The organism is Azospirillum agricola (genome assembly GCF_017876095.1).
GTDB lineage: Bacteria > Pseudomonadota > Alphaproteobacteria > Azospirillales > Azospirillaceae > Azospirillum > Azospirillum agricola.
Genome location: NZ_JAGINM010000008.1, coordinates 1 through 24,906 on the forward strand (window position 1 = coordinate 1; position 24,906 = coordinate 24,906).

Consider the following 24,906-nt stretch of genomic DNA (forward strand, 5'->3'; position numbering starts at 1 on the left):
GGTCGGGAGGCGGGGCCAGCCCGGCGGCGATGGTCGCCAGCGCGCGGGCTTCGATCTCAGCGGCCAGCATCGGCGGCCTCCGACAGCTTTTGCAGGTGGGCGGTCACGAACTTGCGCAGCACCGCCGTCAGCGTGCCGCCGTCCACCTTCAGTTCCGCCGCCATGTCGGGAACCACGCGCTGGGACCACGCCAATCAGGCATCCCGGTGGCGCCGGCCGTACTCGAACAGCACGCGGTCGATGTCCGCCCACGGAGCGACGTCGCCCTTGTCGCGCTCCAGCGCCAGCCGGGCGCGCTCCACCTTCAGCCATTCGTGTTCGGTGCGGGCGGCGATCAGGTCGCCGTCGTCCTCGCCCTCCGCGTCGCCCTCCACGGGAGCGGGCACCGGAGGGACCAGGGCGGGCCGGGCCTTGGCCTTGGATTGGGCGACGCGCTGGGTGGGGTCGAGTTCACGGCTCATCCACTCCAGCGCCGCGCCGACATCCACCTTGCCGTCCGCCGTGACCGGCAGGCCCTTGGCGGCAAGCTGGGTGATGCGGGGCCGGCTCAGCCCGACGCGGCGGGCGAAGGCGGCTTTCGTTTCGATGACGGGTCCGGGCATGGGCACCTCGGGAACGTTAAGAAAGGTGCGGCTTACGGTTGTGCCCGTTAAGCCTTAACACCGATGACACGCTAGGAATGGGATGCGGCCGTCAGCCCCGACTGCCCTTGTCCGGCCGGGAAGGACCCTTCCGGCCCTCCCCACCCCCAGCCCTGCGACGGGCCTGCAAGCCCGCCAGGGCGCCGTCCAGTTCACTGTCGCGGGCCGGGCCTTCCCAGATGACCCGCAACGCCGCGTCGATCCGGGAGCGCCGCACAGGCCGGCTGTCGAAGACCACGGGCGCCAGCATCCGCTCGATCACCTCGGCACGGCTGGTCATCGCGTCGTCTCCCCAGTCAGCAGCCCCAGCCGGCGGGCTTCGGCTTCCTGCAACGCCGCGATGATCTGCGGCAGCAGCGCAACGGCGAACGTCACGCCTTTCTTGGTCGGGCCGGTCTCGCCGGTTGCCCGGTATTCGGTGAAGATCCGGAAGTCGCACAGCGGCTTGCCGTTGAACGCGGTCAGGCCGACGCGGATTTCCTCGGTCGCGTTCTTGGCGATGGTGGCGATGTGGGTGTGCTCGGTCATCGGGCGCACTCCCCTTCGGTCAGCAATCCGCGACGCACACACTCGGCCTGCGCGTCCTGAAGGGCGGCGATCAGTTCGGGCAACCGGGCGGGCAGGAAGCCGAAGCCGTCGCCAGCGGACGCGGGCCGGCGCTGGTCGATGCAGCGCAAATCGACGTAGCCGGCGGCTCCGTTGGACTCGACGGCGACGCGGATGGTCTTCGTGCTGTTCTTGGCGACGGTGCGGGCATAGGTGTTGGTGGCATCGGGCATGATGCGGGCGTCCTTCATGGTGGTGGTGATGGGGGGTCTACGGGCATCGCCTGACGGCGATGGTCTTGCGCCTTGGCTGCGTCCATCGGCAGCCGGTGCGGCTCTGCGTTGGGCGGGCGCTCCACCGCACCGGCAGCCGTGCCGAGCGGGGTTCTGCGTGCCACCCACATGGAATATAGAAGTGTCGCGCTGGTGCGACTGTGAAACCGTTTCACGGGCCTCCACGGTCGCGCTGGTGCGACCGTCAGAGGTAATAATGTTGCGTTAGTGCCGGGTGTGTCTCACTGGTGCGACTGTGCGTCGCGCTGGTGCGACTGTGTTTTGTTTTCGGCCGGCGGCTGCCAACGCATGAAATCCTTGCCCGGCGGCTGTCCGGCGCACGGCTCGGCGGTCAGTTCCCAGGTTCGTGCCTCCCTGGTCTTCAGGGTGAAGGTGGAGGCGTGGCGGACCTTCAGGAACCCCCGTTCCTCCAACTCCCGGAAGGCCCGGCCGGCTTGGTCCTTGCTCAGCCCGATCCCGGCGGCCTCCCGCACCGCGTAGGCGATGGAGCCGTTGTTCGCCCCGTTGTGCCGCGACCAGACGTCGATCAACAGGGCCTTGGCGTTCGGGGTCAGGGTGCGCCATGCGGGGCTATTCAGCAGGTAGTGGGGGAGCGCCACGAACCGCCGCGTCTCGTTCCGGCCGGTGGCGTTCGGCCGGGCGTGGTGGGGCTTGTGGCTCATTCATCGCCCGCCCCCTTCCCGGACGGATCGGGCTGGCCAGCGGCCTCTTGCTCGACAAGCCACTTTGCCAGGGTGGAGCGGCGGGCGCAGACCTTACCGCCCAGCTTGAAGCTGGGCAGTCCGGCTTTCTCGATCAGGTGATATGCCTGTCTCGTTCTCACGTTCAGAAAAGCGGCAATCGCGGGCGCTCCATAGAGCAAATCGCCCGCGTCCTCCCGCACGGCTTGCGTCTCGCTTGCGTCGATCATGCGTCATTCCTTGCGTCACGGAACAGCCGAACGGCTGCGTATTTTTGGGGATGCGTCGGTGAAAGCGTTGTTTCGTCAGGTACTTAGTTGGACTGTGGGTAAAATTCGGGAAACCGCTACTCAAGGCACAAAAGAGCCCCCAAGAAGGGGGCTTATGTCTCATATCTAATTGATTTTCTTAATGTTTTCGCCGTATTGAGAGGGAACACCCGGCTCCGTCTCGCATGGCCTAGGGTCTGTTGACATTCATCAGGTTGCCAAGACGGTGGCTACCAGGTGAATGGCCGCGGAAAAACTCGTGTCGGTCTTGTCATAGCGTGTGGCGATGCGCCGAAACCCCTTGATCTTGCAGAAGAAATTCTCGACCAGTCTCGACCAGGTGACGCCATTTGTACATTTCGGTGTCATGAGGGATGGGCACGGAGCGGTCTGCCTTCGAAGGGATGACGGCGACCGCCCCTCGCTCGGCAACCAGAGCGCGGATGGCATTGCTATCGAAGGCTTTATCGGCCAGCAAGGCGGAGAACTCGATGCCTTCCAGGACCGGCGCGACACCGACGCTGTCGTGCCGCTGGCCCGGCAGCAGCATGAAGCGCCCAAGATTGCCCAGCGCATCGACCACGGCCAGGATCTTGGTCGTCAACCCGCCGCGAGAGCGGCCGATAGCCTGAGTCTGCGTCCCCCCCTTGCGCCGGTACCGTGCTGATGCACCCGGACAATGGTTCCATCGATGATCGCATACTCGAAATCCGCGTCGCCCGACAAGGCCGTGAACACCTCGTCGAAGACACCGGCCTTGGCCCAACGGCGAAAGCGTTGGAACACCGAGTTCCAGCAGCCAAACGAAGCGGGAAGGTCCCGCCAGGGCGCCCCCACCCGCACGATCCAGAGCACGGCTTCAACAAACAGCCGGTTGTCTACCCCTGAACGGCCGGGATCGCCGGCCTTTCCAGGCAGAAGAGGAGCGATCCGCTCCCATTGATCATCCCGCAGCACCAATCGATCCAAGGCCACCTCCGGTTCGGCAGCCTTGAATCAGATTTCTCGTGCCGCGGGAATCCCTCTTCGTTCCATGAATGTCAACAGACCCTAGTCTTCGGTGTCGCCGTCCGCCACCGGCGGGGCGCTGGTCGTCATCCCGGACGGCTTCGCCGCAGCCTTGTCGCTCCGCGCGGGCCGGAGACCCCAGGCGTCGACCGTCTTGAAACTGCGCCGGAAGTCGTAGCGGATGCGGCGGGCCTCGTCGATGACCTGTTGCGCCTGCCTCATGAGGGTGCGATGTCGGCGTTTGAGGAGTTCATAGTCCATCTCGTCCATCGCTGCTGACGCCTCCCGCTGCTCATCCACACGGGCAGAATAGCGGGAACGGCGGGTGCCCGTCGGTACGCTACCGTGCACAAGGGAATGTCGCGCGGAACGTCGGCGCGATGGACGGGTTTGCGCCCTTTGACGGGGCGCCCGCTCGCACGCCACACAGCCGGCCACACAGCCGGGGGGATCGCCATGGACAGCCGCAACTACATCCTCAGCAGCCTCTCGGCGACGGAGGAGGCCCTGTGGTCAGACCTCATCTGGAAGCTGTCCAGTTGCCTCAGAAGGCGCCCCTGGTCCGGCCGGACGAAGACATCACGCACGTGCATTTCATCGAGCGGGGATGCGCGTCGCTGATCAGCGTCCTGCCCGACGGCGACGCCGTGGAGGTCGGCACGATCGGAAACGAGGGGCTGGTCGGCACCCCGATCCTGATGGAGGCGAACCGGATGCCCTACCAATGCGAGGTGCAGATTCCGGGCGACGGCTGGCGGATGCCGGCCATGGCGTTCCAGGCCGCCGTGCACCAGAGCGGCACGCTGCGCGCCAAGCTCCTGCGCTTCGCGCAGGCGCACTTCAACCAGGTCGCCCAGTCGGCGGCCTGCAACCGCCTCCACACCATCGAGGAGCGGTGCGCCCGCTGGCTGCTGATGAGCCGGGACCGGGCCGGCGACGATTTTCCACTCACCCAGGAGTATCTGGCGGTGATGCTCGGCGTGCGGCGGGCCGGCGTGACCGTCACGGCGAAGCTCTTGCAGAACGCCGGGTTGATCGCCTACACGCGCGGCAACATCACCATCCTCGACCCTGCCGGGCTGGAGGAGACCGCGTGCGACTGCTACCGCATCGTCCGCGACGAATTCCGTCGCCTCCTCCCGGAAGGAGAGAACCATCCGACGGGCGGGCGGCAGCGGTAAGCGTCGGTCCGGACGTGCCCGGGCGGCGTCATGGCGCGTTCCGCCCCGCCGGGGGCCGTTGCGTCGCGGTCCGGCGGAGGCAACGCGCCGCCACCGCACTGCCGGCATGGTCCGCGGCGACCTTTCCGTTTCTCCATGCTCCCGGCGGCGAGGGGGGAGGGCAGGGCTGCGGACAGCCCGTTCCGCTTGGCCCGGAGCATCAGCCGGGCTTGCCTTCCTCGCGGTTGCGGCGCCGTTTGCCGGCATCGTCCTTCGGGGTAGGCGGTGCGGCGTGCCGGTCGGCCACCCAGCGGCTGCGCGACCGCGGCTGCGCCGACTGCCAGCCCGAGGTGGTGCTGCGCCTGCTGAAGACGCTGGCCGACCCGAACCGTGGCCAGGGCGGACGCCTGCGGCTCGCCACCGTGGCGCGCTGGCGCTACAGCCTGAAACTGTCCGGCGGCTGGGAGGCCGTGGAGGAGGGTGCCCGGCGCCGGGAGGCCGTCGCCACCCTGCTGCTCGACCGGCTGCTGGCGCTGAGCTGGGCGGCGGACGGCGCCGGCAAGGCGGTGGTGCCCTTCACCCTTGAGGAGCTGGCCGAGGCGGTGCGCGGCGACATCGTCCTGGGGGCCGACGTCGCCGATCCCGTCGCCGAGGTCCAGGCGGCCCTGCTGATGCTGCACGACTGGAAGGTGATCCTGTTGCAGGAGGGCCGGTTGCTGGCCCGGCATTTTCCCGGCCGCCGCACCGAGCTGACCCGGCCGGTGTCGGCGGAGACCTACGCCCGCATCGTCACCGGTCTCGGCAATCCGGCGCAGCAGGCGATCGTCACCGCCCCGGTCGGCCTCAACCTGCTGGTCCTGGCCGGGCCGGGGTCGGGCAAGACGCGGGTCATCGTCCATCGCTGCGCCTACCTGATGCGGGTGCTGCGGGTGCCGGCGCAGGCGATCCTGGTGCTGTGCTTCAACCACGCCGCGGCGCTGTCGGTCCGGCGGCTGCTGCGCGACCTGATCGGCGACGAGGTCGGCTGGGTCGACGCCCACACCTACCACGCGCTCGCCATGCGGCTGGTCGGGGCGAGCATCAGCGAGCGGCTGGAGCGCGGCACGGAGGCGACCGTCCGCGATCCCTTCGCCGCGGTGATCCGCGACGCCACCGCGCTGCTGCGCGGTGACAGCGTGTTTCCGGGGCTGGACGCCGAGGAGGTGCGGGAACGGTTGCTGGCGCGTTACCGCTACATCCTGATCGACGAGTACCAGGACATCGACGAGGAGCAGTACGACCTCGTCTCCGCCATCGCCGGCCGTCAGGAGAAGGATCCGGAGGGGCGGATCGCCCTGATGGCGGTCGGCGACGACGACCAGGCGGTGTACGGCTTCCGCCACGCCGACGTCGCCTTCATCCGCCGCTACCGCGAGGATTACGCGGCCGAGGTCCATCATCTGGTGGAGAACTACCGGTCGACCGCCGCCGTGATCGCGGCGGCCAACACGCTGATCCGGCACAACGGCGACCGGATGAAGACCGGCCATCCCATCCGCATCGACCGGGCGCGGGCCGGGGGGGCGGCGGGCGAGCCCGTGCGGGTCCTGGCCGTCGAGGACGCCGCGCACCAGATCGGCACAGTCATGGCGCTCATTCACGAGCGGCGGGCGCTCAATCCGCGGGCGTCCTGGAGCGACGTCGCCGTGCTGGCGCGCACGCGCCATGATCTGGCGCCGTTCCATGCCCTGTGCGAACGGAACGGCGTGCCCTGCGACCCCGCCTACGACGACACCTCCGACCGATTTCCCCTGCACCGGCTGCGCGAGGTGGTGGCGTTCCTCGACCGGTTGCGGCGGGCGACCGCGCGCGTCGACGAGGCCTGGCTGCGCGCCCAGCTGGCGGCCGCGCGGCACGAGCAGGGCGCTTCCCCCTGGTGGGGACTGGTCGGGCAGCTGCTCGACGGGTGGGCGGCGGTGTGTGCCGGCCGGGCGGCGGAGCCGGAGGCGGCGCGCGATTTCCTCTACGAGGGGCTGGCCCAGCTGCGCCGCGAGCGGTCGACCGGGGCCGGCATCCACATCGGCACGCCGCACGGCGCGAAGGGGCTGGAATTCCGGCATGTCTTCATCCTCGATGGCGGATGGGCCGGCCGGCCGCGCGCCGGGACCGGGGCGCAGGAGGAGGAGCGCCGGCTGTTCTACGTCGGCATGACGCGGGCCCGCGAGACGCTGTGCCTGATGCGCCGGGCCGATGTGAGGAATCCGCACCTCCCCCTGCTCGACGGCGTGGAACAGGTGGCATCCGCCGCCGGGCGGGCCGATCCGGGGCTGCTCAACCGCCAGCGCACGGTGCTCGGGCTTGGTGATCTTTACATCGATTTTGCCGGCCGCCAGCCGGCGACGGCACCGGTCCATCGCGCTCTCGCTGGGCTGCGGCCGGGCGATGCGGTTGCGTTGCGGGCACCGCCCACGCCGGAGGACCGGGTAACGGTGCTGGCGGCCGACGGCACCGTGGTGCTGCGGCTTTCGGAGATGGCCAGCCGGCACTGGTCGGTTCTGGTGCCGGCCATCGAACAGGCGAGAGTGCACGCCGTGGTCCGGCGCTATCGGACGGATGGCGCCGAGGCTTGGCGTGGGCAGCTGAGGACCGAAAGCTGGGAGGTTCCGATCATCGAGGTTTGGACGCATGCTGCCGGATGAATGCCGAACGTCGGTGCAGACGAGGCGGAACAGCGGGGCTTTTGCTCTGCGCCATGAGCAGACACCGAAATATCAGACCAATATGCGTGATTTCGCCGAAAGCAGTTGTATGAGACGGCAGTTAAATGTCGCTTCATGGGCCGAGCAGGAAGCTGACGCCATCAACGGGGCTTATTTGTATCCCAGTCGATTATCAGGACGCAGAAAAAGGCTTTGCCCGGCCGGGCGGTCGTGATTCTCTCCGGTCGAGGGGAATGCGGCCTGCGAGAGGACGATGCGGGTCTCGGATGAACGCAGCGAGGGTCTGTTCAGCTCGGTGAGCTGCGAGGGGCGTGTTCCAGCCAACCACCCGCTGCGAGCGATCCGGGCCATCGTGGACGAAGCGCTTGAGGTGATGTCGCCCGCCTTCGAGGGGCTGTACTCGAAGATCGGGCGCCCCTCGATCCCGCCGGAGAGGCTGCTGCGGGCGCGGCTGCTCCAGGCCTTCCACTCGGTGCGCTCGGAACGCCAACTGATGGAGCAACTCGATTACAACCTGCCGTTCCGCTGGTTCGTCGGCTTGTCGATGGACGCCCCGGTGTGGGACGTCACGGTGTTCACCAAGACCCGCCACCGGGGCACGGCTCGCGTCGGCTGGGTGTTCACCCTGACCGCTGCCGCCTACAACCTGATCCGGCCGCCAAGCGTCCAAGCTTCGGCGGGGTGCTGGACGCCGCCGGGGCCGGTCAAGGGGGCGGCTCGGTCGAAATTTGCCCGGACGAGGCCGCCGGACACAATGGCAACAGGGGGGAGCATCGCTTTTTCTCTTGCTTATTGGAGGATTGTTGGAAGTTGGCGAAGACCTGACGCACCTGCGTGCTTGCCGGGGACAGCGTCGCGACGCGCGTCCACGTCGAATTGTCCGAGGACGCCTCAAGGTATGTCGTCGGGGAAATCCGCGTGTCTCTCGGGTAGATCGCCATCGCACGGGTCGTGCGCGTCGACAGGCCGATGAACGCGATGAAGTCTACGGCGATCCAAGAGTTGGACGCCGAATTGTCAGCCGTCGACCACGTCGTCAAGGTGTTGCCGTCAATGGCATCGCTCGCCGGAAAGCCGGGATAGCTGCTGTTGACCGTGATCGCGGTGATGCAGCAGTTTTCCGATGTCCCGGAGGCGTCCGGTGTTGTGAAGAACTCGACCTCGAGCAGCTCCACATACCCGGACACGCTCTCATAAAGCGCCTCCCGTACGCCGCCCTGTTGCGGCTCTGTCGTGTCAGCGGGTCAGGTTGACGGTGATGTTCTTGAGCTGCGTGAAGCTGTCCAGCATGGCTTCGAGCGAGAATTCGCGGCCGAGGCCGCTCTGCTTGTAGCCACCATAGGATTGTCCCGGGGATTGCCCGGTGCCCTGGTTGATCTGGACCCAGCCGGCCTGAACCTGATGCGCGGTCCGCAGGGCCTTGCCGATGTCGTGGGTCCACAGATAGGCGGCGAGGCCATAATGGGTGTCGTTCGCCATTCTGATGACGTCGGCCTCGTCGGTCCAGGGAATGGCCACCAGCACCGGACCGAAGATCTCTTCCCGGGACAGACGCCAGTCGTTGGAGGTGTGCGCGAAGATCGTCGGCTGCACGAAGTAGCCCTCGCTCAACGGCCCGTCGGTCGGCGGAAGACCGCCGGCCACAAGTTTGGCATCCGGCTCGGCAAGGCCGGATTCGATGTATCCGCAGACGCGGTTGAACTGCCTTTCGTTGATGATGGTGCCGACGTCGGTGTCCTCCGCCAACGGATCGCCAATGCGCAGCGTCGAAACTTTGGCGGACAATTTGTCGAGGAACGAGTCGAAGACGCTCCTGTGCAGGAACAGGCGCGAGCCCGCCGTGCAGGACTGGCTTTGCCGGGTGAAGCGCATGGCCGCGACGATGCCCTCCACCACCCAGTCCTCGTCGGCATCGGGGAAGACGATCGAGGGACTCTTGCCGCCAAGTTCGAGCGACACCGGAACGATACGGTGGGAGGCCGCCTCCATGACGATCTTGCCGACGGCGGTCGATCCGGTGAAGGACAGCTTGGCGATGGCCGGATGGTTGAGAAGCGGGGCGCCGCATTCGACGCCAAAGCCGGTCAGCACGTTCAGCACGCCGGCCGGCAGGAATTGCTGGCAGATCTCCGCCATGAGCAGAACGGCGAGCGGCGCATCCTCGGCGGTCTTCAGCACCATCGTGTTGCCGGCGCACAGGGCCGGCGCGATCTTGAGCGCCGCCAGAAGGACCGGGGCGTTCCAGGGAATGATCGCGCCGACCACGCCGAGAGGCTCGCGTCGCGTGTAGCTGAGAACCGAATCGCCGAGCGGAATCGTCGCTCCTTTGAGTTCACCGCCGAGGCCGCCGAAATAGCGGAAGATGTCCGCCGAGATCCTCGCCTCGGCACGGGCCTGCGTGCGCAGAGCGTTGCCTGTTTCCAGCGCGATAAGGCGGGCGACGTCCTCCAGCCGGGCCTCCATCGCGTCGGCGATCTGGAGCAGCATCCGGCCACGTTCCCGGGGCGCGACGGCGCTCCACGCCGGGAAGGCATCGGACGCGCTCCGCACGGCCAGCTCGACGTCGACGGCGGTGCCGCGGGGAACCGTTGCGATGATCGCGCGCTTGGCCGGATTCTCCACCGGGAATGCCTCGCCGGAGGCCGCCTCCACCCAATCGCCTCCAATCAGCATCCGTCGCCGCATCACGGCCGGCTGGCTGATCTCACCTGTATGCTGCATCGCGCGTCACTCCATGCCCAGAACGTCATTCTTTGCCATCAGCCAGCTGGGAAGGGCGGGGGAGCGCGCCGTTCCCCCTGCCGGCACAGGTCCCCGCTCCGACCGCGCCGGACGGCGGCGGTACGGCCGGGGCGCCTTCGATCGCTTCCTGTCGATCCCACCATAGCCGGCGATGTTCGTTTGGTCAACGATGTGTATTCAAATTTTGCTTATAAATATTTTTTTCATGGCGCTGATCCAGCGAATCCGCGCGAATTGCCGTCAGGAAAGATGCGATCCGGAACGACCGGATCTTGGTTTCGTATGCATTGGAATGGACAAGGTATGCGCTCGCTGGATAAGATGTGCGTGGGCGCTACGCGGAGGTCTCTCCGCGCGCCTTATCCCTCATTCCAACGCGCGGTCGCCTCGAACGGGGATGACGACGCGGCGCACCCAACCGGGGCGCGCTTGGCTGGCAGCGACGGCCGACCGCCTTTCATGGAGGAGAACACGCGTGGATGTCATCGCATGTGTCGGGCTCGGCAACATGGGCGGTCCCTTCGCCGCCTCGCTGATGCTCAAGGATCTGCGTTTGGCGAAGGAGGCCGCCCTGGCCGCGAACGCGACGACCCCGCTCGGCTTTGCCGCCGTCGATGTCTACTCCCTGTTTGCGGACAGCGGGCATGGGGGTGACGATTTCTCGGCGATTGTGCGCTACCTGCGTGACGGGGCCCACGCTGGCGCCACCGATTGAAGTGTGGCAAAGTATATGACGCTGTGCGCATCCGCATATCGCCCAGCGTGGTCCAAACCAGCGCGTTCCAACGGTTTCCAAGAATGAGAGTGTGAGGTTGCATGCCGGCCGGTCCAGACGACATCTCTCTCAGCCGTCCAAGCCAGTTGCGGGCCTGGCTGGAGAACGAGATTTCGGAAGGCCATTTCCGTCCGGGAGACCGGCTCGACGAACAGGAACTCTGCAAGAGGTTCGGGGTCTCCCGCACGCCGGTGCGCGAGGCCCTTCTCCAGCTCGCGTCGCTCGGTCTCGTCATTTTCCGGCCCCGCCAGGGTGCCGAGATCGCGCGCCTGTCGGTCAAGCAGATCGCCGCCATGCTCGAGGTGCTGGCGAAACTCGAAGGATACTGCGCGCAGCTCGCCGCCAGGCGCATGACCCGGGAAGAGCAGGACAGGCTTCGCGCCATCCTTCTGTCCTTTCTGCCGATGGTCGAGGCGAAGGACGTCGCCGGCTACGACGAGGCGAACCACGAGTTCCACGAGGCGATCTACGCCGGCGCCAGGAACGAGTTCCTGGCAAGCCAGGTGCGGGACATCCGGCGCCGTTTGCGCATGTACCGCCGCAATCCCTTCCAGCGGCCCGGCGGCATGGAACGATCCTACGCCGGCCATCATCGTGTGGCCGAGGCGATCGTGGCCGGGGACGACGCCGGCGCCGAGGCGGCGATGCACGAGCATGTGATCGGTGCCGTTGGGCTGATGGATTTCCTGGCGGAGCTTCCGGACGATCCGGGCCAGCCCTCCCAACCCTCCGATTCCAGCGGTTCCTCCGTCGTTGAAGCGCCGCGCAGGGAACGGAGCGGCGCCCGGAAAACGACGACGCGCAAGAGCGGGCCACGCCGCAAGTCCGCCGTTGCGACCTGAAACGCGGCGTTTTTGCCCCCTGACGTGACGGTGGATTGAAGGCATCCGCCTGGATGCGCCCGCGACCCTTCGGGGCGGCCGCGCCGTCTGCCGGGGCGTGGGCCCAAAATCCTTGCCCGCTCCTCGGTCCATGCGGAGTTGGGCCATAAAAATATTTAAATCGCTTATCTACATACATATAGCTTGACGAGACGGCTGACTGTTCGCAAGATCAATCAACGGATCGCGCACGCCGCCAACTTTCCATGGCAGCCGGCCAGGGCGACGGCGATCGCCGCCCATCGAACCGGGCGATCAGACGGCGATGCGCGGCAAAGGCGCGTGCGGGACGCCGACACATCCAACACATCCAGCGCATTCAGCAAGCGAGGTCACGGTGGATCAAGCGTCATTTCCGCTTACAGGCATGAGAGTGCTGGATTTGAGTCGGGCCCTGTCGGGGCCGTTCTGCGGGCTGATCCTGGGTGACTTGGGAGCGGACGTCATCAAGGTCGAGGCGATCCCCGATGGCGACATGATCCGGGCGTGGGGGCCGTTCGACCGTGACGAGAGCGTCTATTACCTCTGCGGAAACCGAAACAAGCGCGACATCGGCATCAACTTCCGCTGCGAGGAAGGGCGGCGCCTGCTGCGCGAGATGGCGCTGCGCTGCGACGTGATCATCGAGAATTTCCGTCCCGGCACCCTCGCCCAGATGGGGCTGGAGCCCGCCGGCCTGCGAGCGGAAAAACCCGAGCTGATCATCGCCAGCCTGAGCGGCTTCGGCAGCGACGGGCCGCTCGCCTCCCGGCCGGGCTTCGATCAGATCGCCCAGGGCTACGCCGGCTTCATGAGCTTCACCGGCACGCCGGAAACCGGACCCACGCGCGTCGGCGTGGCCATCGGGGACATGACGTCGGGCATGTGGCTGGCGATCGGCGTGCTGGCCGCTTGGGCGCAAAGGCAGCAGACCGGTGCGGGACGTGTCATCGAGACCTCGCTGCTGTCCAGTCTGGTCAGCCTGTTGAGCGTGCAGGGCCAGCGCTACCTCAACCTGGGCGAGGTCGCATTGCCCACCGGCAACGTGCATCCGGTGATCGCTCCCTACGGCGTGTTCCGCGCGCAGGACGGCAACCTGAACATCGGCGCCGCCACGCAGGACATGTGGCTCAGCCTGTGCGACGTCATCGGCCTCGCCGGTCTGAAGGATGACGAACGCTTCACCGACAACGCCGGCCGCATGGCCCATCGGGAAGAACTGCGGCTCATCATCGAGGAGCGTCTGGCGACGAGGACCCGTGCGGACTGGACGGAACGGCTGGTCGAGGCGGGAATCCCCGCCGGCCCGATCAACAGGATCGACGACGTCGTCGCCGATGCCCAGGTCGCGCATCTCGACCTGATCGAGTCCTTCGAGCATCCGACGCTCGGGCCGATGCGGCAGATTTCCAACCCGCTGCGGATGGATGGCCATGACGGCCGCTGGATCCGGAAACCTCCGCCCGTGCTTGGGCAGCACAGCCGGGCGATCCTCACGGATCTCGGCTTCTCCGCCGGCGAGATCGCCCATTGGGAGGAGACGCGCGTCGTCTACCAGAACCCGCGCGGATCGGATCATCGGGACGGCCGGGAAAAGGTCGCCTGACCCGCCTGTTCGCCATTTTCAATCGGTTGGAGCGTTCAAATGACCGGTGCGGTCCTCACGGCGGTAACGGGCCATCGCGCAACGGTGACGTTGGAGAATGCCGGCAAGCTCAACGCCATGTCCCTAGCCATGTGGGCGGAACTCGAGGCAAGCGTCACGCGCCTGGGCCGCGACGAGGCCTTGCGGTGCATCGTCATCCGTGGGCAGGGGGACGCGGCCTTCTCCGCCGGCGCCGACATATCGGAATTCGCCGAGTTGCGGTCGACCTTCGATCAGGTCGTCGCGTTTCACGAAAACCATGTCTTGAAATGCCTGAAAGCGCTTGCGGAATGTCCGGTTCCCACGGTGGCGGCCATTCAGGGGGCCTGCTTCGGGGGAGGGCTGGAGATCGCGGCGGTGTGCGACATCCGTCTGGCCCACGAGGCCGCGCGGTTCGGGGCGCCGGTCGGACGGCTCGGTTTTCCGCTGGCCATTGCGGAGACCCAGGCGCTGTTCAGGCTGGTCGGGCCGGCGACCCTCGCCGAAATGCTGATACAGGGCGCCGTGTATGATGCCCCGCGCGCTTACGAGAAGGGGTTGCTGACCCGGGTCGCGCCGGCCGGGGAGTTCGAAGCCGCCCTTGAGGCGGTGGTCGACGGCATCGCGCGCAGCGGGATCGGGGCGGCACGGTCGCACAAGCAGCAGATCCGCCGCCTCATGACCGATCCCTCGCCGGTCACCAGGGAAGAACGCCTTCGGCATTATGCGTTCGCCGAAACGGACGAATACCGGGAAGGCGTGCGCAGGTTCCTGGCACGAACCGAAGCCTGACCGCGCAATCCATCAATCGATGATCTCAACCGAAAAACGGGAGGAACCATGCGTCTGTCCAGCCTTCTGCTCTCCACGGCGCTTTGCCTCGGGGCCACCGCGGCCCTCGCCCAGGCGCCCCAGGATGTCTTCCGCATCGGTGTGCTCGGTGACCATTCCGGGCCTTACGCGGATTTCAGCGGCCCCGGCGCGGTCGTCGCGGCGAAACTCGCCGTCGAGGATTTCGGTGGCACCGTTCTGGGCAAACGCATCGAAATCCTGTCGGCCGACCACCAGAACAAGGCGGACACCGCCTCCAACAAGGCGCGGCAATGGATCGACGTCGACGGTGTCCACGCGATCGCCGATATGACCAATTCCGCGGCGGCGCTGTCCGTGCAGGCCTTGACCAAGGAGCGCGGCATCGTCGCCCTGGCGTCCGGCCCCGCCACCACCCGCCTGACGAACGAGGACTGCTCGCCGACGGGCTTCCATTGGGTCATGGACACCTACTCGCAATCGATCGGCAGCGCCCGGGCGGTGGTCCAGGAGGGCGGTAAGAATTGGTTTCTGGTGACCGCCGATTACGCGTTCGGTCACCAGATGGCCGCGGATCTGCGGAAGGAGATCACCGCGAACGGAGGCAAGATCGTCGGCGAGGTCCGGCATCCGACGAACGCCAATGACTTCTCCTCCTATCTCCTGCAAGCGCAGTCGTCCGGCGCGCAGATCGTCGGACTCGCGAATGGCGGTTCGGACACGATCAACTCCGTCAAGCAGGCCGCCGAGTTCGGAATAACCGATGCCGGGCAGAAGCTGGTCGGCCTTGTTCTGATGATCAGCGATGTCCACGCGATGGGACTCAGCAACGCCAAGGGGCTGATCGCCACAACCGCCTATTATTGGGATCGCGATGACGGGAGCCGGGCTTTTGCCAAGCGGTACGAACAGACGATGAAGCGGATGCCCACCCAGGTTCACGCGGGCATCTACTCCTCCGTGCTCCATTATCTGAAAGCGGTTCAAGCCGCCGGCACGGACAAGGGGACGGTCGTTGCCGAAAAGATGCGCGAGCTGCCGGTGAACGACTTCTTCGCCCATGATGCCAAAATCCGGGCGGATGGGCGCGTCGTCCACGACATGTATCTGGTCGAGGTGAAGCGTCCAGAGGATTCGAAGGGGCCATGGGATTATTACAAGGTGCTTCGGACCATCCCTGCCGAGCAGGCGGTCATTCCTCTCTCGGAAAGCAAATGCTATATGGTCAAGGGGTGAAGCTGTACCACTGGACCCGCCGCGGGGCGACAAGCAGCGGCGACAAGCAACGCTGAGCTGATGTGGTGGACGGCCCTTCCACCACATCAGCGGACACCATTGTTCCGTGAAGTGCTTCACACGGCGATGATCGCGTCGATTTCGACCTGGGCGCCTTTCGGAAGGGCCGAAACTTCATAGCAGGCACGGGCCGGCTTATGCGTGGAAAACACCTTCGCATATTCGTCGTTCAGGGCGGCGAAGGTGGACAGGTCGGTGACCAGAACGGTGATTTTCAGGGATTTGGCGATGTCCGTGCCGGCGGCCTCGGCAATCGCGGCGATGTTGGCAAGGCATTGGGCCATCTGTTCTTTGGGGTCTTCCGATACAAAAACCCCGGTCGCCGGAACGATGGGAAGCTGGCCCGAAACAAACAGCAGGTCGCCGTGGCGCATGGCTTGACAATAGGGGCCGATGGCAGCCGGGGCGGAGTCGGTATGAATGGGGGTCACGGTCTGTCTCCTTATGGCTCGTCATGGCTCGGGGGGCGGGGAAGCGAGATCAGCCGTCGCCGTGACGGATCAGGGATTCGGCGAAAGCGACGAGCTGGTCGATTTCCGCCTCGGTGTTGAAGTAGTGCGGGGCCGCCCGAACCAGCGTGGGCAGATGCCGGCGTTCGGCGTCCAGGCGGGTGCTTTCCGGCGACGAGGTGCTGATGACGATGCCATGGGCTGCGGCTCCGGCGACGATGTTCCGCGGGTCCACGGCATCGGAGGTGAAGCTGACGATGGCACTGGGGCACTCGCCCAGGTCATGAGTCCGGAAGCTGGGCACGCTTGCCAAGCCATCTCGAAGCCGCTGCGCCAACCCGCGGCAGCGGCGCCAGATGCGGTCGATGCCGATTTCCATTGCATAATCGGCGGCCTCGCCCATGCCGAGCCGAGCCATGTGGTTGCTTTCCCAGCTTTCGTAGCGCCGGGCGTCGTCGCGCAGCTCATAGCGGTTGCGCTCCACCCACCGGGCGCCGATGTGATCGATGAAGGGAGGCTCGCACCGATCCAGCATCGCGCGGCGGACATACAGGAAGCCCGCGCCACGCGGTCCCCGCAGGAACTTGCGCGACGTCGCGGCCAAAAAGTCGCAGCCGAGCGTCTGGACGTCGACCGGCATCTGACCGACCGCCTGGCAGGCATCCAGCAGATAGGGAATGCCGTGCGCGCGGGCGATCCGCCCGACGGCCGCCGCCGGGTTGTTCAACCCGCCGTTGGTCGGCACCCAGGTCAACGAAATCAGGCGAACCTTCGGATCGATCATCCGCTCTAGCGCCGTCAGATCGACGATGCCTTGCTCATCCGACGGACACACGCGGATGACGACTCCCCGGCGCCGCTGCATCTGGAGCAGGGTCACATAATTGGCGCCGTATTCGGCCTCGGCGGTGATGATCACATCGCCGGGGGTGAAGTCGAGGGAATGGAACGCCAGCTGCCACGCGACCGTGGCGTTCTCGACGAGAGCGATCTCGCAGGGCGCTGCGTTGATCAACCGGGCGATCGACCCATACACACGCTCCAGCCGCTCCTCGGAAGCCGCGAAGGCACCGTATCCGCCCAGCCGGGCTTCCAGCTCCAGGTAGTCGTGCATCCGCTCGACCACGGGGCGTGGCATCAGCGACGCGCCGCAACTCAAGAGGAACGTTTGTCCGGCGAGCCCCGGCGTCTCGGCACGGAGCGCGTCCAGTTCCTCGTCTTGGATGTCGGCAGGCAAAGGGAAGGCGCCGGCCGGACGCGGATCGTTTCCGGTCATGGTCATTGGACTGCTTTGTAACGGCCGCCGGGGAAAGGCATCGCCCTTCCCCGGTGGTCTTGAACGTGTGCCGCACCCGCCCGTGGGCGGACTTAGAGCGCCGAACAGAATTCCGTTTTCGCCATCGGTGCCCAATGGAACCGTCATCCCCGCGAAGGCGGGGATCCAGGCTTTTCCCATTGGTTCCGCTCGGAAAACTCTGGATCCCCGCCTTCGCGGGGATGACGAGTCGAGAGACGACTCAAGCTTCTGTCAGGCGGACTTAACGAACCTCGGCCCAGATGTGCTCCCGGACCACGGCGTCCTTCAGCGTGACGCCGTAACCCGGCCCGTCCGGAATTTGCAGAGCGCCGTTCTTCAGACGGGTCTCGAAGGGCTCCGTCGCCACTTCGATCCAGCCGGGAACGCGGGCCCAGTAGGGGAAGTGTTCCTGAACGTAGAAGTTCGGAATCACCGCGCTGAGATGGGTGGCGATGCTGGCCGCAACGGAACTGCCGCAGACATGGGGTTGCACCTTGACACCGTAGGCGTCGGCCATGGCGGCAATCTTATGGGCTTCGGCGAACCCGCCGGTGTTGCCGATGTCCGGCTGCAGGATGCCGACGGCCCGACGCTCCAACAGATCGCGGAAGCCATACCGCAGATATTGCCGCTCGCCGGTGGCGATTGGAATATTCGTGCTGGCGGCGACCCGCTCCAGCGCACCCAGGTCTCCCGGATCGCTGATTTCCTCGATGAACGCGATGTCCAGGTCTTCCAGACCATGGACGAAGCGGATGGTATCGCTCACCGAAAAACCACCGGCCAGATCGAGCATGAGCGTGACATCGGCGCCCACGGTGCGCCGGACCTGCGCGACGATATCCAGCGCGGTGCTTACCGCTTCGCGGTCATCCGCGTAGCGGTTGACCGTGTGCCGAAGGGTCCCGTTGGGCTGAATCCGCGCCAAGGGGTACATTTTCAGGGCCTTGTGCCCGTCCTTCACGGCCGCCTCCGCCTGGCGCAACAGATCGCCGACGGAGGTCGCGCCGAAGTACCAGCCATTGGCGTAGTAGGCGAGCGTGTCACGCATCCGTCCGCCGAACAGTTCGTGGACTGGAACGTTCAGCGCCCGTGCCCGAATGTCCCACAGAGCCTGCTCGATGGCGCTGAGGCCGGCTCCGGCAATGCCCCCCGGATTCTTTAGCCAGAAGGACTGATCGTACATCTCGCCGACCAGGCTGTTGATGCGGGTCGGATCGGCGCCGATCACGAACCGCGCGCACAGATCCTGGATCATGCCCGCGGCGCCGGTCCGGCCGCAGCCATAAGCCGTGGCGACCTCGCCGAGGCCGGATATTCCCTCATCGGTATCGAGTTTGACGATGACGGGTTTGAGGCCCTCGCTGTTGATGGCGTAGATCGTGGCTTTGGTGATCTTCATGATGAAGGTGTCCGGTGAATGGGATGGGATAAGGGCTCAGGCGCCGAGTTCATCGCGCAGGGACCGGTGGAGCGCGGAAGCCTCCTCCAGCCATCCCAGGCGCAGTGCGGCGACCGAGGAGCGCAGCAGCCGGGTGTAGGGATGACGGGGAGCCCCGAGGACCTGCGCCGTGGGGCCTTGTTCGACGACTTCGCCGTTGCGCAGGACCATGATCTTGTCCGACATCGCAGCCACCGCGGAAAGGTCGTGGCTGATGAACAGGATGCCGATGTTCAGCTCGCGCTTGAGTTCGGCGATCAGGTCGAGGACCGATGCCGCGACGATGTTGTCGAGCGCCGAGGTGATTTCATCGCAGATCAGCACGTCCGGCCGGGCGGCGAGAGAACGGGCCAGGTTGACGCGCTGCTTTTCACCGCCGGACATCTGGCTCGGCTTGCGGTCTGCGTAGTCGGCGGGCAGATGGACCTGTTCCAGAAGATCGCGTATCCGCTCGGCGCGGCGCTCCTTGGAGCGTTCTCCGAAGAACGTCAGCACTTGTCCGAGGATGCGGCCAACGGTGTGGTGGCGGTTCAGGGAGGTGTCGGCCGACTGGAAGGTGATCTGGACGGCCCGGCGCATGGGGAGGGGACGCTTGAGCACATCCCGTTCCATCGGCCGCCCGTTGACCAGGACTTCGCCCTGGCTGGGCTGGACCAAGCCGGCGATGGCACGGGCCATGGTGCTCTTGCCGGACCCGGACTCGCCGACCACCGCCATCATCTCGCCGCCGTTCAGGGTCAGCGACGCACCGCTGAGTGCCTTTACCGCGAAACCGCCGGTGCCGTAGCACACGGCCAGATCGCGAACCTCCAGAAGCGGCGCCCGGTCGGTCCGGTCGGACGGAGACACCGCTGTCGCGCTGGCAGCGGCGACGGTTTCCGCCATGGTTCCGGATTCGGCATCGAAACCGCGATGCATCTCCAGGAGCCGCCGCGTGTAGGGATGTTCGGGATGATGGAGGATCTTCTCGACCGTGCCGCGCTCGACCACCTCGCCGTTGCGCATCACCAGGATGTGGGTGGCGACCTGGACCACCTGGGCGATGTCGTGGCCGACCAGGATGGCGGCGGTCCCGCTGGCGTGAATCCCCGTGTCCAGGGCCTTCAACACCTCAACCTGGGTGGTGGCGTCAAGGGCGCTGGTCGGTTCGTCACAGACCAGAATCTCGGGCATTTCATGCAGGCCCATGGCGATCATGAACCGCTGAAGTTGCCCGCCGGAAACCTCGTGCGGGAATCGGTTGTAGAAGGCTTCGCCGGTGGGCAGGTCAAGAGTCCGATAGACCTCCCGAGCCCGGGCGTGGGCCGCGTCGGGGGACATGGTGTGATGGATGCGGCTGCTTTCCGTGACCTGGCGGTCCAGCCGGATGCGCGGGTTGAAGGAGACCGCGGCGCTCTGGGCGATGTAGGCCAGCTTGCGGCCACGCAGGCGCGCCAGTGCCCGCCGGCTCATCCGCAGCAGATCCTGGCCTCGGAAGAGCACCTGTCCGGAGACGTGGCGGACGCCCGGCCGCATGTGCCCCAGGGCGGTCAGCGCCAGGGTCGTTTTCCCGGACCCGGATGCCCCGATGAGCGCCAGGATCTGGCCATTTTCCAGGGTCAGTGAGACGTCCCGCAGAATGGGTTTCCCGCTGTCCGCGGACAGGTTCAGATTCTGGATATGGAGAAGCGTCATGCCCCGCCTCCCTTCTTTTCACGTTCTTGCAGGCCGTCGACGAACAGGTTCAACAGGACGGAGACGACCGCGATGGAGAGAGCCGGATAGATCGGTGCCCAGGAACCGATCTGCAGGCCGTCCAGATTTTCGCGGACCAGCCCGCCCCAGTCCGCCATGGGCGGCTGCACGCCAAGACCAAGAAAGCTCAGGCCGCTCATGAAGAGGATCGCAAAGCTCAGGCGCAGGGCGAAATCGGCGGTCAATGGCATGACCACATGCGGCAGCATCTCGCCGAACAGAAGCCAGCGATTGCCCTCGCCGCGGGCACGGGCCACGGTGATGAAGTCCTGGGCGATCAGATCCTGCCCGAGCGCACGGGAGATCCGGAACACACCGGCGGCATAGACCACGGCTGTCAGCACCACGATGGCGACGAGGGACGGGCCGGTCACGGCGAGCACGACGAGACCGGCAATGATCTTGGGAACGGACAGAACCACGTCGACGACACGGCTGACGACCGCATCGAACCATCCGCCGCGCAACGCCGCCAGCAAACCCAGCGTGTCGCCGATCAGGTGGGCGAGAATGGTGCTGAGCAAGGCCATGCCAAGGGTGACGCGGGCCGAGCCGAGCAGTCGTGCCAGCAGATCGCGGCCGAGGAAGTCGGTGCCCAACCAATACTCGCCGGACGGCGGAACGAAGCCGTCGCTGCTCAAAAAGGCGTCGGGGTCGTGCAGCGGCAACAGCGGTGCCGCCAGAACGACGACGGCGAGCAGCAGCAGGAGGGCGACGACAACCGACAGCAGCGTAGGCCGGAACAGGCTTTTGAGCAGGGTGGGTGTCTGGTGCGGGATCATGAGGGAGCCCCCGGTTCCTTGCGGCTGTCGAACAGCTTGGCGACGATATCGGCGACCATGATCAGGCCGATGTAGGAGGCCGAGAAAATCATTGCGCAGGCTTGGACCACCGGCAGGTCGCGCGCCTGAACCGAATCCGCCATGAGCCGGGCGAGGCCGGGGAAGGCGAAGATGGTTTCGACGATCACCACGCCACTGATGAGGTAGGCGACATTCATCGCGATGATGTTGATCAGCGGGCCGACGGCGTTTCGCAAGGCGTGGACCATGATCACGCGGACCGGTCCGGCGCCTTTCAGCCGGGCCGTCTCGACATAGGGCTGCGTCAGGATGTTGCCGACCACGGCGCGGGTCATCCGGGCGAGCTGCGCGGTGACGATGATGGTCATGGTCGCCAACGGCAGCAGCATGGACTTGATCTGGGTCAGGACGCCCGTGCCGGGTGTCACGTAAGAGATCGCCGGCAGCCAACGCAGATGGATTGAGAAGACGAGCACACCCAGCGTGGCGACCAGGAATTCCGGCGTCGCGCACAGGCCGACGATGACGATGGTCCCGACCCGGTCCAGACGGGTGCCCTTGTGGACAGCCAGGACCATGCCGATCAGCAAGGCCAGGGGAACCGAGACCAGCGTGGTCAGCCCGGCCAGGGTCAAGGTGTTGGACAGGCGTTCGGACAACATCACGCTGACGGGTTGGCGGGAGGTCATCGAAACGCCCCAGTCGCCATGAAATGTGCCCCACAGCCAAGCCAGGTAGCGAACCGGTGCGGGCCGATCCAATCCGAGTTCGGCCCGCAGCGCCGCCACATTCTCGGGGCTGGCCGACTGTCCGAGCATGATTTGCGCCACATCGCCGGGCAACATCTCGCAGCCGACGAAAATGAGCAGGGAGATGACCAGCAGCAGGACGAAGCCTGCTGCCAGCCGCTTGACGATGAATCTGATCACGGCGAGCCCTAGTGCTTACGAAAGCCAGACCTGATCGGAGAACCGGAAGCCGGAGAAGTTTCCGATCTGATTGGGTGTAAGCCCCTGAACGCGGCTTGAGACACCGTCGAGATAGCTCAGGAAGACCGGCATCGTCACCGCACCGCAGTTGTGCAGGATCTCCTGGATCTCATGGTACATGGCGATGCGCTTGTCCACATCCAGGGTGGCCCGAACGCCGTCGATGAGAGAGTCCAGGCGCGGGTTGCCGTAGTGGGAGAAGTTCCACTGCGAGCCGCTCTTCCAGGTCACGTTGAGCAGCAGATGCGGGGTCGGACGAGGGAAGAAGTTGGTTGCGAAGAAGCGGCGCTTGCCGGCGACGGCGGTCCAGTAGCTCTCCGACGGCTCGCGCCGCAAGGTCAGGTTGAGGCCTGCCTGGGCGGCGGAGCGTTGCAGAAGCTGGGCGATCTCGACGCTGTAGACCACGCCGTCGCTGACCGAGAGTTCGAGCGGGGTCCGCCCGATTCCCGATTTCCGCAGGTAATGCTTGGCTTTGTCGAGGTCCAGTCCGCGCTGTGGCAGGTTGGCGTTGTAGTAGGGACTCATCTTGCCGACCGGATGGTCATTGGCGACGGAGCCGTGGCCCTTGAGCACGGTTTCGACGATCTTCGAGCGGTCGAACATGTTGGCGATGGCCAACCCGAGGTTCGGGTCGAAGTTGGTCGCGGCGTCGAATTGATAGCCGGCGTAGCGGGTGCTCGGCGTCTCGAAGATCTTCGTGGACGGGTTCGCCGCGACTTGATCGATGCCCGCGCCTTTGATGTCGGCGGCCATGTCGACGTCGCCGGACAGCAAGGCGCTGACCCGTGCGTTGGCATCGGTGATCGAGATCATCTCGATCTCGTCCAGGTAAGGCTGACCGTCCTTCCAGAAATTGGTGTTGCGGGTCAGCACGGTGCGAATGCCGGGCTGGAACTCCGCCATGACGAAGGGACCCGTGCCGATCGGCTTGGAAAAGTCCTCCGTGCCGTCCTTCACCACGCAGAACTGCAGCAGGCCGAGCAGAACGGGCAACTCGACGTCCGCCTCAGCCAGGCGCACCAGAATGGTATCGTCACCTTCCACGGTCACCGCGGCGATGTTGGCCACCAGGGGCTTCGCCGACGAGGCCTTGGCTTCATTCTTGTGGCGCATGATGGAGAACGCTATGTCCTGAAGCGACAGGGGCCGGCCATCGCTGAATTCCACGCCCTTGCGGATCTTGAAGCGCCATTCGGTGGCCGACGGGTTGGCTTCCCAGGACAAGGCAAGTTCCGGTTGCGCCTGGCCGGAGCCATCGACGCGGGTCAGCGTGTTGAAGACGGCGGACCCGCGGATGTAGTCGTTGGCGTTGGTGAAACGCGCACTGTCGAAGGTATCGTTGGTGCTCTGCTGGGCAAGGGCCAGCCGGATGCGGCCGCCCTTCTTCGGCGCCATCGCGGAGGGGCTGCCCGCTGTTCCGGCCGCTTGGGCGATGAGGGGGATCCCCCCGAGCATGGCCGTTCCCACAGTGGTCCCGAGCAAGGTGTGGAAGTCACGCCGGCTGATTTTTGAAAAAGTCATTCTCTGTTCTCCCTGTTACTTCCTCCGTATATGGAACAGGACGACAGGCGTGGGAAGCGAGTTCACAACAGACTGATAATAAATGATTTGTTTGCTTTTGCGGGGTGCGGTATACCGTCTGCATTGGGGTAATCATAACCAGGGCGCATGATATGAAGCGGGTTTTGCCGCCAACGAACCTCTTTCTGGCTTTTGAGGCGGCTGCGCGGCACCGGAATTTTTCGCGCGCGGCGGAAGAATTGGGAATTACCCAGCCTGCTGTCAGCCGGGCGGTGGCGTCCCTGGAGGAGGCCGTCGGTGTGAAGCTGTTCCTGCGGTCAGGGCCTCGCGTGCGTCTGACCACGCGCGGTGCCGAACTGAGCGGGTTGATGTCCAGCAGCTTCGATGCCATCGAAAAACTGATCGGGTCGTGGAAGGACAAGGAGAGCGGGCGGGAGCCGGTGCTGTTGTCCATCTCTTCATCGATGGCGGCACATTGGCTGATTCCGCGGCTGTTCGACTTCCGGCTGGCGTTCCCCGACGTGGACCTGCGCTTCGAGCTGATCGCCGGAGGGGTCGGGCAGAGTCCGGTTCGAGCTGATCTCGGCTTGCGCCGCTTTCCAGAAACGACCAAGGCTCCTCCAGAAAGCCACTTCCTGGATGAGATCATCCAGCCGGTGGCCGCGTTGGACTACATAAAGCGCATGGGAACGCTCGACCAACCCCGGCGCAACCGGACGCACACCTTGATCACCCTCAGCGATCACTGGTGCGACTGGAATACGTTCGCCCGCCTCGCTGGCATGGAACTGCCTCCGAACCACAAGACGATGGTTTTCTCCGATTATTCGGTGGCGCTTCAGTCGGCCTTGAACGGGCAAGGGATCGTCCTGGGATGGTTGTCGGTGACATCCCGATTGCTTCGCTACCGCTCGCTTCTGGCGGCATCGGACAGGGGGTTCAACACCCGCGCGACATTCAACTTCATACTTGGCGATCAAGCGCCGGTGGGTGGTGTTGTGGGAGACGTGCGTGAGTGGTTGTGCACGGAGGTGGGGAAGGACGTGGCGAAGATCGGCAAAGGGGGACGGCTGCACTCCTTCGAGTGCCATGTTCTGGTCTCCTGATGGAAGATCTATGCGGGAGATTGAACCGCGCCGGCTTTCCTGGAGGCTCCATCTTCTGAGAGAGGGGGGCATTATGACGAAGCAGGCATCCCCAAATACGCCCCTGAAGTCCGCGAGCGCGCGGTTCGGATGGTGTTCGAGCACGAAGGCGAACAACCACCGG

Annotated in this window: 26 protein-coding genes and 2 pseudogenes; 9 read left to right on the forward strand and 19 right to left on the reverse strand. The window is 65.6% G+C overall.

Translation table 11 applies throughout. From position 1 onward, the window contains the following. Positions 1 to 56: 56 nt before the first annotated feature. The 10 genes and pseudogenes from J2847_RS13305 to J2847_RS13345 form a co-directional block, all read right to left on the reverse strand. The gene (locus J2847_RS13305; RefSeq protein ID WP_209779432.1) at positions 57 to 194 is read right to left on the reverse strand and encodes a hypothetical protein; all 138 of its coding nucleotides are present in this window, start codon (positions 192 to 194) and stop codon (positions 57 to 59) included. After that, on the reverse strand, positions 195 to 602 hold the full coding sequence (locus tag J2847_RS13310; RefSeq protein WP_209779433.1) for a hypothetical protein: 408 nt from the start codon (positions 600 to 602) through the stop codon (positions 195 to 197). Positions 603 to 693: 91 nt separating this feature from the next. Further along, the gene (locus J2847_RS13315) at positions 694 to 921 is read right to left on the reverse strand and encodes a hypothetical protein (RefSeq protein WP_209779434.1); all 228 of its coding nucleotides are present in this window, start codon (positions 919 to 921) and stop codon (positions 694 to 696) included. Then, a complete protein-coding gene (locus J2847_RS13320; RefSeq protein WP_209779435.1) occupies positions 918 to 1,169 on the reverse strand; it encodes a transcriptional coactivator p15/PC4 family protein in 252 nt (83 codons plus the stop codon). Before J2847_RS13320 ends, J2847_RS13315 begins: the two co-directional genes overlap by 4 nt. Further along, the gene (locus J2847_RS13325) at positions 1,166 to 1,420 is read right to left on the reverse strand and encodes a hypothetical protein (protein WP_209779436.1); all 255 of its coding nucleotides are present in this window, start codon (positions 1,418 to 1,420) and stop codon (positions 1,166 to 1,168) included. Before J2847_RS13325 ends, J2847_RS13320 begins: the two co-directional genes overlap by 4 nt. Positions 1,421 to 1,701: 281 nt before the next feature. Beyond that, a complete protein-coding gene (locus J2847_RS13330; protein WP_209779437.1) occupies positions 1,702 to 2,142 on the reverse strand; it encodes a helix-turn-helix domain-containing protein in 441 nt (146 codons plus the stop codon). Further along, entirely contained in the window at positions 2,139 to 2,390 is a 252-nt protein-coding gene (locus J2847_RS13335) for a MerR family transcriptional regulator (protein ID WP_209779438.1), read from the reverse strand. Before J2847_RS13335 ends, J2847_RS13330 begins: the two co-directional genes overlap by 4 nt. 310 nt (positions 2,391 to 2,700) lie before the next feature. Further along, positions 2,701 to 3,195 (reverse strand): transposase, encoded by a 495-nt coding sequence (locus J2847_RS13340; protein WP_233474504.1) that lies wholly within the window; start codon positions 3,193 to 3,195, stop codon positions 2,701 to 2,703. Beyond that, positions 3,081 to 3,404, reverse strand: a pseudogene (locus J2847_RS34140) (IS5 family transposase); the annotation flags it as partial. The gene J2847_RS13340 and the pseudogene J2847_RS34140, both read right to left, overlap by 115 nt. A gap of 75 nt (positions 3,405 to 3,479) precedes the next feature. After that, positions 3,480 to 3,707: a hypothetical protein gene (locus J2847_RS13345; protein WP_209779439.1), complete on the reverse strand. Its 228-nt coding sequence runs from the start codon at positions 3,705 to 3,707 to the stop codon at positions 3,480 to 3,482. Positions 3,708 to 4,024: 317 nt separating this feature from the next. Between J2847_RS13345 and J2847_RS13350 the strand changes: the two genes are divergently transcribed. The 3 genes and pseudogenes from J2847_RS13350 to J2847_RS13360 form a co-directional block, all read left to right on the forward strand. Then, positions 4,025 to 4,618 carry a Crp/Fnr family transcriptional regulator gene (locus tag J2847_RS13350; RefSeq protein WP_325169403.1) on the forward strand — a complete coding sequence of 198 codons (594 nt, stop codon included), beginning with the start codon at positions 4,025 to 4,027 and terminating at the stop codon, positions 4,616 to 4,618. Positions 4,619 to 4,854: 236 nt separating this feature from the next. After that, positions 4,855 to 7,275: an ATP-dependent helicase gene (locus J2847_RS13355; RefSeq protein WP_209779441.1), complete on the forward strand. Its 2,421-nt coding sequence runs from the start codon at positions 4,855 to 4,857 to the stop codon at positions 7,273 to 7,275. Positions 7,276 to 7,549: 274 nt separating this feature from the next. Further along, positions 7,550 to 7,891, forward strand: a pseudogene (locus J2847_RS13360) (transposase); the annotation flags it as partial. A 109-nt stretch (positions 7,892 to 8,000) separates the two neighbouring features. Here J2847_RS13360 and J2847_RS13365 read toward each other — a convergent pair. Continuing rightward, complete coding sequence (locus tag J2847_RS13365; protein ID WP_209779442.1) at positions 8,001 to 8,471, reverse strand: discoidin domain-containing protein; 471 nt, start codon at positions 8,469 to 8,471, stop codon at positions 8,001 to 8,003. A gap of 61 nt (positions 8,472 to 8,532) precedes the next feature. Beyond that, a complete protein-coding gene (locus tag J2847_RS13370) occupies positions 8,533 to 9,948 on the reverse strand; it encodes an aldehyde dehydrogenase family protein (protein ID WP_325169404.1) in 1,416 nt (471 codons plus the stop codon). 565 nt (positions 9,949 to 10,513) lie between these two features. Between J2847_RS13370 and J2847_RS34145 the strand changes: the two genes are divergently transcribed. The 5 genes from J2847_RS34145 (at position 10,514) to J2847_RS13395 (ending at position 15,343) form a co-directional block, all read left to right on the forward strand. Beyond that, positions 10,514 to 10,753: an NAD-binding protein gene (locus tag J2847_RS34145; protein WP_325169405.1), complete on the forward strand. Its 240-nt coding sequence runs from the start codon at positions 10,514 to 10,516 to the stop codon at positions 10,751 to 10,753. 101 nt (positions 10,754 to 10,854) lie between these two features. Next, positions 10,855 to 11,655 carry a GntR family transcriptional regulator gene (locus J2847_RS13380; RefSeq protein ID WP_209779445.1) on the forward strand — a complete coding sequence of 267 codons (801 nt, stop codon included), beginning with the start codon at positions 10,855 to 10,857 and terminating at the stop codon, positions 11,653 to 11,655. Between the two features lie 406 nt (positions 11,656 to 12,061). Further along, on the forward strand, positions 12,062 to 13,279 hold the full coding sequence (locus J2847_RS13385; protein WP_267912528.1) for a CaiB/BaiF CoA transferase family protein: 1,218 nt from the start codon (positions 12,062 to 12,064) through the stop codon (positions 13,277 to 13,279). A gap of 39 nt (positions 13,280 to 13,318) precedes the next feature. After that, positions 13,319 to 14,089, forward strand: coding sequence for an enoyl-CoA hydratase/isomerase family protein (locus J2847_RS13390; protein ID WP_209779447.1), 771 nt, complete (start codon positions 13,319 to 13,321; stop codon positions 14,087 to 14,089). A gap of 48 nt (positions 14,090 to 14,137) precedes the next feature. Next, positions 14,138 to 15,343, forward strand: coding sequence for an ABC transporter substrate-binding protein (locus tag J2847_RS13395; RefSeq protein WP_209779448.1), 1,206 nt, complete (start codon positions 14,138 to 14,140; stop codon positions 15,341 to 15,343). Positions 15,344 to 15,459: 116 nt separating this feature from the next. Here J2847_RS13395 and J2847_RS13400 read toward each other — a convergent pair whose 3' ends face one another. The 7 genes from J2847_RS13400 to J2847_RS13430 all read right to left on the reverse strand — a co-directional run bounded on the left by J2847_RS13400 (position 15,460) and on the right by J2847_RS13430 (position 23,637). Continuing rightward, a complete protein-coding gene (locus J2847_RS13400) occupies positions 15,460 to 15,834 on the reverse strand; it encodes a Rid family detoxifying hydrolase (RefSeq protein ID WP_209779449.1) in 375 nt (124 codons plus the stop codon). 49 nt (positions 15,835 to 15,883) lie between these two features. Then, positions 15,884 to 17,128: an aminotransferase class V-fold PLP-dependent enzyme gene (locus J2847_RS13405; protein ID WP_209779450.1), complete on the reverse strand. Its 1,245-nt coding sequence runs from the start codon at positions 17,126 to 17,128 to the stop codon at positions 15,884 to 15,886. Between the two features lie 262 nt (positions 17,129 to 17,390). Then, a complete protein-coding gene (locus J2847_RS13410; protein ID WP_209779451.1) occupies positions 17,391 to 18,551 on the reverse strand; it encodes a mandelate racemase/muconate lactonizing enzyme family protein in 1,161 nt (386 codons plus the stop codon). 36 nt (positions 18,552 to 18,587) lie between these two features. Next, positions 18,588 to 20,264, reverse strand: coding sequence for an ABC transporter ATP-binding protein (locus J2847_RS13415; protein WP_209779452.1), 1,677 nt, complete (start codon positions 20,262 to 20,264; stop codon positions 18,588 to 18,590). Beyond that, the gene (locus J2847_RS13420; protein WP_209779453.1) at positions 20,261 to 21,106 is read right to left on the reverse strand and encodes an ABC transporter permease; all 846 of its coding nucleotides are present in this window, start codon (positions 21,104 to 21,106) and stop codon (positions 20,261 to 20,263) included. Before J2847_RS13420 ends, J2847_RS13415 begins: the two co-directional genes overlap by 4 nt. Continuing rightward, entirely contained in the window at positions 21,103 to 22,056 is a 954-nt protein-coding gene (locus J2847_RS34830) for an ABC transporter permease (protein ID WP_209779454.1), read from the reverse strand. The genes J2847_RS13420 and J2847_RS34830 overlap by 4 nt, the downstream gene beginning before the upstream one ends. A 15-nt stretch (positions 22,057 to 22,071) precedes the next feature. Further along, on the reverse strand, positions 22,072 to 23,637 hold the full coding sequence (locus J2847_RS13430; RefSeq protein WP_209779455.1) for an ABC transporter substrate-binding protein: 1,566 nt from the start codon (positions 23,635 to 23,637) through the stop codon (positions 22,072 to 22,074). Positions 23,638 to 23,789: 152 nt separating this feature from the next. Here J2847_RS13430 and J2847_RS13435 point away from each other — a divergent pair, with 152 nt between their 5' ends. Continuing rightward, positions 23,790 to 24,743 (forward strand): LysR family transcriptional regulator, encoded by a 954-nt coding sequence (locus tag J2847_RS13435; RefSeq protein WP_209779456.1) that lies wholly within the window; start codon positions 23,790 to 23,792, stop codon positions 24,741 to 24,743. Positions 24,744 to 24,906: the final 163 nt, after the last annotated feature.